The sequence below is a fragment of the Streptomyces sp. NPDC051041 genome, assembly GCF_044456065.1.
Classification (GTDB): domain Bacteria; phylum Actinomycetota; class Actinomycetes; order Streptomycetales; family Streptomycetaceae; genus Streptomyces; species Streptomyces glaucus.
The window spans coordinates 24,062-36,523 of record NZ_JBITFM010000004.1 but is presented as its reverse complement, the minus strand read 5'-3'; the positions used below and the strand labels follow the sequence as shown (position 1 = coordinate 36,523).

General features: G+C 76.0%; 12 protein-coding genes. 9 read left to right on the top strand and 3 right to left on the bottom strand.

Features of this window, described 5'->3' with window-relative positions; translation table 11 throughout:
* Positions 1–58: 58 nt before the first annotated feature.
* The 3 genes from ACIBAI_RS08855 to ACIBAI_RS08845 all read left to right on the top strand — a co-directional run bounded on the left by ACIBAI_RS08855 (position 59) and on the right by ACIBAI_RS08845 (position 2,571).
* Positions 59–658 carry a DUF3043 domain-containing protein gene (locus tag ACIBAI_RS08855; RefSeq protein ID WP_399032290.1) on the top strand — a complete coding sequence of 200 codons (600 nt, stop codon included), beginning with the start codon at positions 59–61 and terminating at the stop codon, positions 656–658.
* Positions 659–741: 83 nt separating this feature from the next.
* Entirely contained in the window at positions 742–1,443 is a 702-nt protein-coding gene (locus ACIBAI_RS08850) for a class I SAM-dependent methyltransferase (RefSeq protein ID WP_399032289.1), read from the top strand.
* Positions 1,444–1,500: 57 nt separating this feature from the next.
* Complete coding sequence (locus ACIBAI_RS08845; protein ID WP_399032287.1) at positions 1,501–2,571, top strand: S1C family serine protease; 1,071 nt, start codon at positions 1,501–1,503, stop codon at positions 2,569–2,571.
* 37 nt (positions 2,572–2,608) lie between these two features.
* Here ACIBAI_RS08845 and ACIBAI_RS08840 read toward each other — a convergent pair whose 3' ends face one another.
* Positions 2,609–2,821, bottom strand: coding sequence for a hypothetical protein (locus ACIBAI_RS08840; RefSeq protein ID WP_344604999.1), 213 nt, complete (start codon positions 2,819–2,821; stop codon positions 2,609–2,611).
* Between the two features lie 161 nt (positions 2,822–2,982).
* Between ACIBAI_RS08840 and ACIBAI_RS08835 the strand changes: the two genes are divergently transcribed.
* Entirely contained in the window at positions 2,983–4,182 is a 1,200-nt protein-coding gene (locus ACIBAI_RS08835) for a bifunctional adenosylcobinamide kinase/adenosylcobinamide-phosphate guanylyltransferase (RefSeq protein ID WP_399032285.1), read from the top strand.
* Here ACIBAI_RS08835 and ACIBAI_RS08830 read toward each other — a convergent pair.
* Positions 4,171–5,205, bottom strand: a complete 1,035-nt coding sequence (locus ACIBAI_RS08830; RefSeq protein WP_399032284.1) for a class I SAM-dependent methyltransferase — start codon at positions 5,203–5,205, stop codon at positions 4,171–4,173. The two genes, ACIBAI_RS08835 and ACIBAI_RS08830, sit on opposite strands and share 12 nt — an antisense overlap.
* 170 nt (positions 5,206–5,375) lie before the next feature.
* Here ACIBAI_RS08830 and cobT point away from each other — a divergent pair, with 170 nt between their 5' ends.
* Positions 5,376–6,476: a nicotinate-nucleotide--dimethylbenzimidazole phosphoribosyltransferase gene (gene cobT / locus ACIBAI_RS08825; RefSeq protein WP_399032282.1), complete on the top strand. Its 1,101-nt coding sequence runs from the start codon at positions 5,376–5,378 to the stop codon at positions 6,474–6,476.
* Between the two features lie 4 nt (positions 6,477–6,480).
* On the opposite strand, the gene ACIBAI_RS08820 is transcribed toward cobT, so the two are convergent.
* Positions 6,481–7,254, bottom strand: coding sequence for a hypothetical protein (locus ACIBAI_RS08820; protein WP_399032280.1), 774 nt, complete (start codon positions 7,252–7,254; stop codon positions 6,481–6,483).
* Between the two features lie 60 nt (positions 7,255–7,314).
* Here ACIBAI_RS08820 and ACIBAI_RS08815 point away from each other — a divergent pair, with 60 nt between their 5' ends.
* The 4 genes from ACIBAI_RS08815 to lpdA all read left to right on the top strand — a co-directional run bounded on the left by ACIBAI_RS08815 (position 7,315) and on the right by lpdA (position 12,378).
* The gene (locus ACIBAI_RS08815) at positions 7,315–8,097 is read left to right on the top strand and encodes an adenosylcobinamide-GDP ribazoletransferase (RefSeq protein ID WP_399032278.1); all 783 of its coding nucleotides are present in this window, start codon (positions 7,315–7,317) and stop codon (positions 8,095–8,097) included.
* 98 nt (positions 8,098–8,195) lie between these two features.
* Entirely contained in the window at positions 8,196–8,801 is a 606-nt protein-coding gene (locus tag ACIBAI_RS08810) for a hypothetical protein (RefSeq protein ID WP_399032276.1), read from the top strand.
* A gap of 354 nt (positions 8,802–9,155) precedes the next feature.
* A complete protein-coding gene (locus ACIBAI_RS08805) occupies positions 9,156–10,691 on the top strand; it encodes a leucyl aminopeptidase (RefSeq protein WP_399032274.1) in 1,536 nt (511 codons plus the stop codon).
* Positions 10,692–10,989: 298 nt separating this feature from the next.
* On the top strand, positions 10,990–12,378 hold the full coding sequence (gene lpdA, locus ACIBAI_RS08800) for a dihydrolipoyl dehydrogenase (RefSeq protein WP_399032272.1): 1,389 nt from the start codon (positions 10,990–10,992) through the stop codon (positions 12,376–12,378).
* Positions 12,379–12,462: the final 84 nt, after the last annotated feature.

The following is a 12,462-nucleotide window of genomic DNA, read 5'->3' as shown; positions in this document are numbered from 1 at the left end:
CGGATCGTTCCCCGTGGGGCTGGGGTCCATGCCCGTCCAGCCCTTACCCTTGGGTTTTGTGTTCCGTAGCCGTGTCAAGGAAGAGAAGGCCCCGGCCGCCGACCAGGCGCCGGTGAACCTCTCCAAGCAGCCCCGCGACCCGCAGGCTCCCAAGGGCCGCCCCACGCCCAAGCGCAGTGAGGCCCGGTCCCAGCGCCGCAGCGTCGCCCACACGCCGATGACGCGCAAGGAGGCCGCCAAGCGGCAGCGCGAGGCGCGCCGCGCCGCGCTGGAGCGGCAGCGGCAGGCGCTGGCCACGGGCGACGAGCGGTACCTGCCGGTCCGCGACAAGGGCCCGGTGCGCCGCTTCGCGCGCGACTTCGTCGACTCGCGGTTCAACGTCGCGGAGTTCTTCCTGCCGATGGCCGTGGTCATCCTCGTGCTGAGCATGGTCCGGGTGCCCGCGCTGCAGAACGCCGCGCTGCTGCTGTGGCTGGTCGTGATCGCGCTCATCGTGTTCGACTCGTTCGTCACCGGTTTCCGGCTGAAGAAGCGGCTCGGCGAGCGCTTCCCGGACGAGAACAGGCGCGGCGCGGTCGCCTACGCGCTGATGCGCTCCCTCCAGATGCGCCGGCTCCGGCTGCCGAAGCCGCAGGTCAAGCGCGGGGAGCGGCCCTGACCACGACGCCGTTCTCCCAGGACGCGGCAGATGCCCGGCTGAGCGGGGCGGGCGGACTGCGGGACGCCGTACGGCAGGAACTGGTGGCCCGGCAGCTGGAGGAGCAGATATCCGCGCGGTTCCCGGTCGGGCAGCGGCTGCGGGTGCTCGACGTCGGCATGGGGCGGGGCGCGCAGGCGCTGCGGCTGGCGCGGGCCGGGCACCAGGTGACCGGCCTGGAACAGGACGCGGCGATGATCGCCGCCGCCCGGGAGGCGCTGGCCGGGGAGCCGGAGGGCATCCGGGAGCGGATGCGGATCATCGAGGGGGACGGCCGGGAGACCGGCGCGCACTTCCGGCCCGGCAGCTTCGACGTGGTGCTCTGCCACGGGGTGCTCATGTACGTCGAGGAGCCCGATCCGCTGCTGGCGGGGCTGGCGCGGGTGCTCGCGCACGGCGGGCTGCTGTCGCTGCTGGTGCGCAACGGCGACGCGCTGGCGATGCGGCCGGGCCTGTCCGGCGACTGGGCCGGGGCGCTGGCCGCCTTCGGGACCACCGCCTACCGGGACCGGCTGGGGCTGGACGTGCGGGCCGACCGGCTCGGCGCCCTGACGGACACGCTCGCCGGCATCGGGGCGCCGCTGCACACCTGGTACGGCGTCCGGGTCTTCACCGACACCGCGGTCGCCGGGGCCGAGGCGCCGGACGACGTCGAGGCGCTGCTGGCGGTGGAGGAGCGGGCGGGGCGGACGGACCCGTACCGCGGGGTGGCGACGCTGCTGCACCTGTGCGGGGTGCGGGACTGAGGCCCGTTCGGGCGCTCACCGCGGGCCGGGGCCGCGGCCGGACGGGACACTGCGGGCATGGACGCTTCGCGCAGCCGCGCCCCGCGGCTCCCCCTCCTCGCCGCCGCGCTGGTGTGCGCCGGCGCGCTCGCCGCCGGATGCATCGGTTCCGTCGCGCCGCGCGAGCGGGAGGACACCACCCGGCGGGCCGCCGCGCCGCGGGCGGACAGCGACCTGGAGGCCGACTACCGGCGGGTGATCCGGGACGTGCTGCCGTCGGTGGTGCAGATCCAGGCCGGTGACGACCTGGGCTCGGGGGTCGTGTACGACGGCCGGGGGCACGTCGTCACCAACGCGCACGTCGTCGGCGACGAGCGGACCTTCCGGGTGACGACCGCCCACGCCGAGGAATCCCTCGCCGCCACCCTCGTCTCCTCCTACCCGCAGCAGGACCTCGCCGTCGTCCGGCTGGAGCGGGTGCCGGACGGGCTGCGGGCCGCCCGGTTCGGCGACTCCTCGAAGGTCGAGGTCGGGCAGATCGTGCTGGCGATGGGCTCGCCGCTCGGGCTGTCGTCGAGCGTGACGCAGGGCATCGTCTCCGCGACCGGACGGACCGTCACCGAGAGCAGTGGGAGCGGCGGTACGGGCGCGACCCTGGTGAACATGGTGCAGACGTCGGCGGCCATCAACCCCGGCAACAGCGGCGGCGCCCTGGTGGACCTGGACGGCCGGGTCGTCGGCATCCCGACGCTCGCCGCGGCCGACCCCGGGCTCGGGGAGGGCACGGCGCCCGGCATCGGGTTCGCGATCCCGGCGTCGACGGTGCGGACCGTGGCCGACCAGATCGTCCGGGACGGCCGGGTCACCGACTCCGGCCGTGCCGCCCTCGGCATCACCGGCCGCACGGTCGTCGACGACGACTACCGGGCCGCCGGGGTCGCCGTCGTCGACGTCGCGGACGGCGGCGCGGCCGACCGGGCGGGCATCGCGCCCGGGGACGTCATCACCCGGCTGGGCGACACCGGCATCACCACCGTCACCTCGCTCGCGGAGGCCCTGGCGGCCCGGCGGCCGGGCGAGCGGACGACGGTGACGTTCACCCGCGACGGGCGGCGGGAGACGGTGGACGTGACGCTGGGCGAGCAGTAGCGGGGGGCGGGGGCCGCCCGGCCCCCGCCCGGGGGCCTCAGCCCCGGTCCGCGTGCAGGCTCATCGGCCCGTAGATCTCCGCGCCGTCCTCGAACAGCCGCACCTGGTCCGCGCCGCCGTCCAGCAGGGCCTTCCAGTGCTCCCCGATCCAGGACTCGGCGTCCCCCTGGGTGGTGAACTCCTCGGGCTGCACCGCGGGCTGGACCTCCGTCCCGTCGGCCGTCTCGAACCGCCACGTCCAGTTCGCCATGTACGCCTCCACAATGTGAGCAGCTGCAGAGCGGAAGCCTATGCGCTCCGCCCGGGGCGTGGTCGGCGCGGTGCGGACGGGCCGGCCACCGTGCGGGGCCGGGCCTGCCCCGCGGGGGCCTCGGATGCGCACGCCGTGCGGCGACCGGTGAGAATCGGTGCGTGGATGTGACTCTGCTCGGCACCGGCGCCCCCGCGGGGCTCCCCCGTCCCTGCTGTCCCTGCGCGGCCTGCGCCGTCGCGGTGGGCGCCGACGCGCGCGCGGCCACCGCGCTGCTCGTGGACGGGGCGCTGCTGCTGGACCTGACGCCGGGCGCCGCGCTCGCGGCGGCCCGGGCGGGGCGCTCCCTGGGCGGTGTGCGCCAGGTGCTGCTGTCGCATCCGCACGACGGGCCGGCGCTGGAGGTGCCGGCCGGGCTGCCGCAGCCCGGCCGGGTGCCGGACGGGCGCGAGCTGACGCTGCTGACCGGGCACCGGGTGCGGGCGCTGGCGCTGGACGCGCCGGGCACCGGGTACGCGGTGACGGGCCCGGACGGGCAGCGGCTGCTGTACGTGCCGCCGGGTGCGGCGCCGGCGGGCCTGGCGGAGGCCGGCGCGGCGTACGACATGGTCCTCGCGGACGTGGTGGGGCGGCCGGACGGGCTGGCGCGGCTGCGGGCGGTGGGGGCGGTGGGTCCGACCACGGACGTCGTCGCCGTGCACCTCGACCACGACGTGCCGCCCGGCGCGGAGCTGGCGCGGCGGCTCGCGGCGGCGGGGGCGCGGGCGGTGCCGGACGGCACGACGCTGGTGGTGGGCGCCTACGAGGACGTGCCCGACGTGCCGCGGCGGACGCTGGTGCTGGGCGGGGCGCGGTCGGGGAAGTCGGCGGAGGCCGAGCGGCGCCTGGAGGCCTTCCCGGACGTGCTGTACGTGGCGACGGGCGGCACCCGCGGCGGCGACACCGAGTGGGCGGCGCGGGTCGCCGCGCACCGGGAGCGGCGGCCGGGGTCGTGGCGCACCGCCGAGACCTGCGACCTGGTGCCGCTGCTGGAGGACGACGGACCGCCGCTGCTCGTCGACTGCCTGTCGCTGTGGCTGACGGACGCGATGGACGCCGTCGGGGCGTGGGACGACGCGGAGTGGGCCGGCGGCGGGGAGCGGGCGCTCAGGCAGCGGGTGCGGGAGCTGACGGAGGCGGTGCGCGCCACCCGGCGGACCGTGGTCGCGGTGTCGAACGAGGTGGGGTCGGGGATCGTGCCGGCCACGGCGTCGGGGCGGCGCTACCGGGACGAGCTCGGGCGGCTGAACGCGGCGTTCGCCGGCGAGTGCGAGCAGGTGCTGCTGGTGGTGGCGGGGCAGGCCCTGCCGCTACGGGGCTGACGCCCCCTTGCGCGCGACGACCCGGTAGGCGTTCGAGAAGGGGGTGCGGCGCAGTACGGGCGCCAGGGCGTGGTCGAGCGCCGAGGCCAGGGCCACCAGCGGGCTGCCCGCGCCGGTCAGGGCCGCCCGCCACGGGCCGTCCGGGGCGGGCAGGGCGTGCGCCAGCGCCAGGGACAGCGCCGCCGCGAGGTCGCAGGGGACGTGCGGGGCGCGGCGGTCGGCGGCCACGATCGTGCAGCCCTGGGCGCGCAGTTCGGCGATCAGGTTGGCCGGGGGCGGCAGGTGCAGGTGGCGGGGGTGGTCGTGCGGGGGCCACCAGCGGCCCAGCAACGCGGCGAACACGCAGCGCGGGTCGGGGAGTTCGATCAGGAGCAGGCCGCCGGGGCGCAGCACGCCGAGCGCGGCGCGCAGTTCCGCGCGCGGGTCGGGGACGTGCTGGAGGTGGTGGAGCATGCTGACGACGTCGTAGCGGGCGCGCAGGCGGGCCGTGATCCGCGGGTCCGTCAGATGGCCGACGTGCGCCTCCTCGATCCGGCCCGCCGCGCGGGCCTCCTCGACCCGGCCGGTGGGGTCCAGGCCGTCGAAGGCGGTGTACGGGAGGAGTTCCCGCGCGGTCTCCGGGAAGCGGGCGTGGCCCGTGCCCACGTCCAGCCAGCTCTCCGGCTCGGTGAGGCGGAGCATCGCGCGGGCGGCACGGCGGTGCGCGCGGCGCAGGCCGCCGCGGGTGGCGGAGGCCTCCAGGTGCCCCTCGTACACGTCCCGGTGGGCGAAGACCAGGCCCTCCGCGGTCAGCCGGGGGTTCTGGAAGACGTGGCCGCAGTCCCGGCACGCGTCCACGGCGAACGTGCCCGGTGTGCGCTGCCGCGGGTCGCCCGAGCGCAGCCGGGTGCGCAGCCGGGCCGAGCCGCACCAGGGGCAGGTGGCGCGGCGCGGCTCGTGGAAGCGGTCCGCGCCGTCGGCGAGCGCGGCGAGGTAGGCGGCGCGCCGGCGGTCGGCGGCCTGCCGGGCGAGGGGGACGGGCATGGGCGGCTCCCGGCTGCGAGGAGGGACGGCGGGGACGTACACCGGAGACATGCGGCAATTCACCGCAAAACGGAACGTATGGGATGGCGATCCCGGGTGCAACGACGTGGGGGGTGCGGGGTGGCGTCGGGGCGGTTCCGCGTGCCGGCGGGGCCGGTACTGTTCGGCGAATGAGCTCGCTTAATCTCGACGACTTCACCGATCTGATCGAGCGTCCCGACGGCGGGGTGCGCCGCGACGCCGAGGCGCGCCGGGAGCGCCGGATCGTGCCGCCCGGAGCGCTGGGCCGCCTCGACGACCTGGGTGAGTGGCTGGCCGCGGCGCAGTCCGCGGTGCCGGTGCGGCCGATCGAACGGCCGCGGGTGGTGCTCTTCGCCGGTGACCACGGCGTCGCCGGACTGGGGGTGTCGGCGCGGCCCGCGGGCGGCGCCGGTCAGCTGGTGCGCGAGGTGCTGGAGGGCGGGCGGCCGGTGTCCGTGCTCGCCCGGCGGCTGGGCGTGCCCGTGCGGATCGTGGACATGGCGCTGGACTGCGACGCGGAGTCGCTGCCGGCCGAGGTGGTGCGGCACCGGGTGCGGCGGGGCAGCGGGCGCATCGACGTCGAGGACGCGCTGACCCTCGACGAGGCGGAGGCCGCGTTCCGGGCCGGGGTCGCGGTGGCCGACGAGGAGGCCGACTCCGGTACGGACCTGGTGGCGCTCGGCGATGTGAGCGTGGGCGGCACCACGGCGGCGGGGGTGCTGGTGGCCGCGTTGTGCGGGACCGACGCGTCCGTCGTCACCGGGCGGGGCGGGCTGGCCATCGACGACCTGGCGTGGATGCGCAAGTGCGCGGCGATCCGGGACGCGCTGCGCCGGGCCCGGCCGGTGCTCGGGGACCAGTTGCAGCTGCTGGCGACGGTGGGCGGGGCCGACCTCGCGGCGATGACGGGCTTCCTGCTGCAGTGCGCGGTGCGCAAGCTGCCGGTGGTCCTGGACGGGGTGGTGACGGCCGCCTGCGCGCTGGTGGGGCAGCGGATCGCGTTCCGGGCGCCGGACTGGTGGCTGGCCGCGCACGACAGCGGGGAGCCGGGGCAGGCCAAGGCGCTGGACCGGATGGCGCTGGAGCCGCTGCTGGCCCAGGGGGTGACCGTCGGGGAGGGCGCGGGGGCGCTGCTGGCGCTGCCGCTGGTGCAGGCCGCGGCGGCGCTGGCCGCGGAGCTGCCGGAGAAGCCGGCCGGCCCCGAGGGGACCGGGGAGCCGGCGGACTCCGAGGAGCCGGCGGAGGAGTAGGGGGTCAACGGGGCCGGCGGGTCCTCGCCGGGCCGGCCGGCTCCGGGTTCGGTTTGCCGGCCAGCCAGTCCTGGAACGCCCGGCGGGGGCCCGACCAGCGGCGGTCGTGGTGGTAGGCGCGCAGCGTCGCCCTGGCCCGGGCGCGGTGGCGGCGGCGGTAGAAGCGCCTGGCCCACGGCGAGTCGGGGCGGGCCAGCCGTACGGCGCCGATCAGCGCGAGGACCGGCACGATCATCCCGAGGACCGCGAGGCGGGCCTTGCCCTTGCTGAGGGCGACGAGGGCGAGGAGGAAGTTCACCGCCACGTTCACCAGGGCGCCGGCGCGGCCCTGCTGCTCGTCCTCGGTGAGGTCGTCGACGCCGAACGGCGAGAACCCGATCAGGAGCAGGCCGACCAGGGCGGCCGTGAGGACCACGGCCTCCACGCTCTTGCGGCCCGCCTCGGTCCAGTACACGTCGTCCAGGTGCAGGACCAGCGCGAACTCGTCCAGCACGAGCCCCGCGCCCGTCCCGAAGAGCACCGCGGCGAGCGCCGGGCCGAAACCGTGCTGCCCGCCGGCCACCGCGCCGAAGCCGCCGGCCACCGTGAGGACGACGCCGGGCACGACGTGGTGGATGTGCATCCCGCCCGACTTGATGTTGCCGAAGGGTCCCCGGCCCGCCCGGATGAGCCGGGTGATGGTCCGGGTGACCAGGAAGGTCAGGACGAAGGCGGTGAGGGCGAGGAGCAGGGGCAGCTTGCCCGGCTCGATGATGTTCTGCCGCCACCAATCTCCCATATGTGCACTTTATCCGCGGCCGCCGTCCCCCCTCTCCTGACCGCCGGGTAACCTGCGCCGGTGCGCTCGACCCCCTGGCCGGACGGCCTCCGCTTCGCCTTCGGCACCCTCACCGTGCTCCCGGTCAGGGTGACCCGCTGGGACCGCGCCGCCGCGCGCGGCGGCATGCTGTGCGCCCCGCTGGCCGGCCTGGTGACCGGCGCCGCCGCTGCCGCCGCCGGGCTGTCGCTGCTGTTCCTCGGCTCGGGCGCGCTGCTCGCCGCCGTCGCCACCGCCGCCGTGCCCGCCGCGCTGACCCGCGGGCTGCACCTCGACGGGCTCGCGGACACCGCGGACGGACTCGGCAGCGGCAAGCCCGCCGAGGACGCGCTGCGGATCATGAAGCAGTCGGACATCGGCCCGTTCGGCGTGCTCACCCTCGTCCTCGTGCTGCTCGCCCAGGTGGCCGCGCTGGCGCGGGCGTACGACGGCTCCTGGGCCCGGGGCGCGCTGGCCGCCGTCGTCTCGGCGACCACCGCCCGCCTCGCGCTCACCCTGGCCGCCCGGGCCGGGGTGCCGGCCGCCCGTCCGGAGGGCCTGGGCGCGGCGGTCGCCGGGGTGGTCCCGCCGGGCGGGGCGCTCGCCGCGGCCGTCGCCGTCACCGCGTCGGCCGCCGCCGGGGGCGCCCTGCTCGGGCCGTACGGCGCCCTGCGCGCCGCCGCCGCGGTCGTCCTCGCCCTCGCCGCCGCCGAGCTGCTGCTGCGGCACTGCACGCGCCGCTTCGGCGGGGTCACCGGTGACGTGTTCGGCGGGCTCGCGGAGACGGCGGCGACGACGGCCCTGGTCGTTTCGTCCCTGGGCTGACCCCCTCCCCCGCCCCTTCGTCCCCTCCGCCCTCCTTCCCGGCCCGTCCGCCCCGGCTCCCCTCGTCTGCCCGACACGCAAGTCATCGGGGGGTGCCGATGCCGCGTCCCCGTCGTGTCCTGGCCTGGTGCGTCGGCTTCGCGCTGGTGGCGGCGGTCGCGTCGCTGCTCGCCGCGCTGACCCTCGACCGGATCTGCGCGCTCGTCGCCGACGTGCCCGCACTCGCCGCCCGCGGCGGCTTCGACCTGCTGACCTCGCGCGGTGACGTCGTCGACGCGTTCCAGGACCCGGGGCCGTCGCTGTGGAACACGTCGGTGCGCTGCGTCCAGCAGGCCTTCGGGGCGCTGGTCGCGGCGGTCCTCCTCCACCGGTGGGGATGCCCGGTCCTGGCGGGGCGCACCGCCGGCAAGGCGCTGACCGGCCTGAGGATCGCCCCGCGGGCGCCGGCCCGGGCCGCGCTGCGCGCCGCGGTCACCACCGCCGCGGACGTCGCCGTGTACGCCGTGGCCTGCGTGCTGCTGGTCGAGGGCCGGATCCTGCTGTCGGTGCTGGTGTGGGCGGCGGCGGTCGCGCTGCTCCTGGCCGACGCGGTGCCGGTGCTCTTCGCCGGGCGCCGCTCCCTCGCCGACCGGGTGGCGGGCACCGAGGTCGTCGGGGTCACGCTCGGCGCGCCCGGCGTCGGGCGGCCGGTCCGCAGGCTCTGAGCACCGGGCCCGGCCCTGGCCGGCGGGGGGCGGAAGCGGCGGGCGGGCGGGCGGTTCGTACGCGACCAGGGGGCCGCCGTGGCGCGGGCGGCCACCGCACCCCGCCGCGTGTGACGGGGGCCACCGGATGCGAGGATCGGGCCACGACCCCGACACCGACGGCGGACGCGTACCCGCAGGAACGAGCGGAGGCGCCCACAAGCGTAGGCTCGTTCCGGGTGTTCGCCGACAGGGTGAAGGCCCCGGTCACGACCGACCGCACCTGGGCCGGCGGTTCCAGGGTCGGCTGACGGGCCCGGTCGACCCACCCACTCGGCCACAGCAACTTCACATCGGAAGCGAGAATCCACCACCGTGACTGCTCTCACTCTCAGCACCGCCGCGGCGCCCGGCCTGCGGGCCGACGCGATCGTGATCGGTGTCGCCAAGGGCGCCAAGGGCCCCGTCGTCGCCCCGGGCGCCGAGGCCGTGGACCAGGCGTACGACGGCCGGCTCGCCGGCGTCCTGGAGACCCTCGGCGCCTCCGGCGCCGAGGGCGAGGTGACGAAGCTGCCCGCGCCCTCCGGCTTCAAGGCGCCGCTCGTGGTGGCCGTCGGCCTGGGCGCGGAGCCCCGCAAGGACGCCGGGTACGACGCCGAGGCGCTGCGCAGGGCCGCGGGCGCGGCCGCCCGTGCCCTGGCCGGCGTCAAGAAGGCCGCCTTCGCGCTGCCGGTGGCGGACGCCGCCGACGCGGGCGTGATCGGCGAGGGCGCACTGCTCGGCGCGTACTCCTTCGACGCCTACAAGGACGACGCCGCGGCGAAGAACGGGTCGCGGGCCAAGAACGGCAAGGCCCCGCTCGCCGAGGCCGTCCTGCTCGGCGGCAAGCCCCGCGACAAGGCGTACAAGGCGGCCGTCGAGCGCGCCGCCGCCGTCGCCGAGGAGCTCAACCGCGCCCGCGACCTGGTCAACACCCCGCCGAACGACCTCGACCCGGAGGCGTTCGCCGCGATCGCGCAGGCCGCGGCCAAGGAGCACGGCATCAAGGTGCAGGTGCTCGACGAGAAGGCGCTCGCCAAGGGCGGCTACGGCGGCATCCTCGGCGTCGGCTCCGGCTCGGCGTCGGCCCCGCGCCTGGTGAAGCTGTCGTACACGCACTCCAAGGCCAAGAAGCACCTCGCCTTCGTCGGCAAGGGCATCACCTACGACTCGGGCGGCATCTCGCTGAAGCCGGCCGGGCACAACGAGACGATGAAGTGCGACATGAGCGGCGCCGCCGCCGTGTTCGCCGCGGTGGTCGCCGCCGCGCGCCTCGGCCTGGAGGTCAACGTCACCGGCTGGCTGGCGCTGGCCGAGAACATGCCCTCGGGCTCCGCGGTCCGCCCGGGCGACGTGCTGCGCATGTACAGCGGCAAGACCGTCGAGGTGCTCAACACCGACGCCGAGGGCCGGCTGGTCCTCGCGGACGCGCTGTGGGCCGCCTCGCAGGAGAAGCCGGACGCGATCGTCGACGTCGCGACCCTGACCGGGGCGATGGTGCTGGCGCTCGGCAACCGCACGTTCGGGATCATGGCGAACGACGACGCCTTCCGCACGGCGGTGTACGAGGTCGCCCAGGAGGTCGGCGAGGACGCCTGGCCGATGCCGCTGCCGGAGCACCTGCGCAAGGGCATGGACTCGCCCACCGCCGACATCGCCAACATGGGCGAGCGGATGGGCGGCGGCCTGGTCGCCGGCCTGTTCCTGCGGGAGTTCGTCGGCGAGGGCATCACCTGGGCCCACCTGGACATCGCCGGGCCGGCCTTCAACGAGGGCGGGCCGTTCGGCTACACGCCGAAGGGCGGCACGGGCTCGGGCGTGCGGACGCTGGTGCGGCTCGCCGAGCTGGCCGCCGCCGGGGACCTCGGCTAGGTCGCCGCACGGCCCGGTCCGCGTCACAGGACGGCTCCGCCGCGCGGGGGCTGGTCGCTCCCGCGCGGCGGAGCCGTGTGCCCGCCCGGCCCCGCACCCCGGGCGGGCCGCCCCGCCGTCCCCCGGACGTGGGGCGTCTCACACTCCAGCCCCGCGTCCCTTCCCGTACCGACAAGTGCGAAGATGGGGCTCGGCAGGACAGGGCCCCACCGAAGGGCCGAAGCAAGAGCGGCCGGACACCAGCCGCCTGCCGGTCAGCGAAGACCGGCGCACGGCGCACATGCATGGAGGACGTGACGTGGCGAACGACGCCAGCACCGTTTTCGACCTAGTGATCCTCGGCGGTGGTAGCGGTGGTTACGCCGCGGCCCTGCGCGGGGCGCAGCTGGGCCTGGACGTCGCCCTGATCGAGAAGGACAAGGTCGGCGGTACCTGCCTGCACCGGGGTTGCATCCCCACCAAGGCCCTGCTGCACGCCGGCGAGATCGCCGACCAGGCCCGCGAGAGCGAGCAGTTCGGCGTCAAGGCCAACTTCGAGGGCATCGACATGCCCGCCGTCCACAAGTACAAGGACGACGTGGTCGCGGGCCTGTACAAGGGCCTGCAGGGCCTGATCGCCTCCCGCAAGGTGACCTACATCGAGGGCGAGGGCCGGCTGTCCTCGGCCACCTCGGTGGACGTCGACGGGCAGCGGATCCAGGGCCGCCACATCCTGCTGGCGACCGGCTCCGTGCCGAAGTCGCTGCCGGGCCTGGAGATCGACGGCAACCGGATCATCTCCTCGGACCACGCCCTCGTCCTGGACCGCGTGCCGCAGTCCGCGATCATCCTCGGCGGCGGGGTCATCGGCTGCGAGTTCGCCTCCGCGTGGAAGTCCTTCGGCGCCGACGTCACGATCGTCGAGGGCCTGAAGCACCTCGTCCCGGCTGAGGACGAGAACTCCTCGAAGCTGCTGGAGCGCGCCTTCCGCAAGCGCGGCATCAAGTTCAACCTGGGCACCTTCTTCCAGAAGGCCGAGTACACCCAGGACGGTGTCAAGGTCACCCTCGCCGACGGCAAGGAGTTCGAGGCGGAGCTCCTCCTCGTCGCCGTCGGCCGCGGCCCGGTCTCCCAGGGCCTGGGCTACGAGGAGGCCGGGGTCGCCATGGACCGCGGCTACGTCCTCGTCGACGAGTACATGCGCACCAACGTCCCCACCATCTCCGCCGTCGGCGACCTGGTCCCGACCCTCCAGCTCGCGCACGTCGGCTTCGCGGAGGGCATCCTGGTCGCCGAGCGGCTGGCCGGTCTGAAGGTCGTCCCGATCGACTACGACGGTGTCCCGCGGGTGACGTACTCCCAGCCGGAGGTCGCCTCCGTCGGCCTCAGCGAGGCCAAGGCCAAGGAGATCTACGGCGCGGACAAGGTCGTCGCTCTGAAGTACAACCTGGCGGGCAACGGCCGGAGCAAGATCCTGAAGACCGCGGGCGAGATCAAGCTCGTCCAGGTCAAGGACGGTGCCGTGGTCGGCGTCCACATGGTCGGCGACCGCATCGGCGAGCAGGTCGGCGAGGCCCAGCTGATCTACAACTGGGAGGCGCTGCCGGCCGAGGTCGCCCAGCTCATCCACGCCCACCCGACGCAGAACGAGGCGCTCGGCGAGGCCCACCTGGCGCTGGCCGGCAAGCCCCTCCACGCGCACGACTGACCCTCGGTCACGGACGCGACGACACAGACTTCCGCTTCCCCCGGTTCTCGACCCCGCTGGGACCGGGGGGACCCCATCCGTAAG

Excerpts from the sequence above, each read along its gene's own strand:
- ACIBAI_RS08830 (WP_399032284.1), bottom strand. The coding sequence starts at position 5,205 with ATGCCCGTCCCCCTCGCCCGGCAGGCCGCCGACCGCCGGCGCGCCGCC.
- ACIBAI_RS08845 (WP_399032287.1), top strand. The coding sequence starts at position 1,501 with ATGGACGCTTCGCGCAGCCGCGCCCCGCGGCTCCCCCTCCTCGCCGCC.
- ACIBAI_RS08840 (WP_344604999.1), bottom strand. The coding sequence starts at position 2,821 with ATGGCGAACTGGACGTGGCGGTTCGAGACGGCCGACGGGACGGAGGTC.
- ACIBAI_RS08810 (WP_399032276.1), top strand. The coding sequence starts at position 8,196 with ATGCCGCGTCCCCGTCGTGTCCTGGCCTGGTGCGTCGGCTTCGCGCTG.
- ACIBAI_RS08820 (WP_399032280.1), bottom strand. The coding sequence starts at position 7,254 with ATGGGAGATTGGTGGCGGCAGAACATCATCGAGCCGGGCAAGCTGCCC.
- cobT (WP_399032282.1), top strand. The coding sequence starts at position 5,376 with ATGAGCTCGCTTAATCTCGACGACTTCACCGATCTGATCGAGCGTCCC.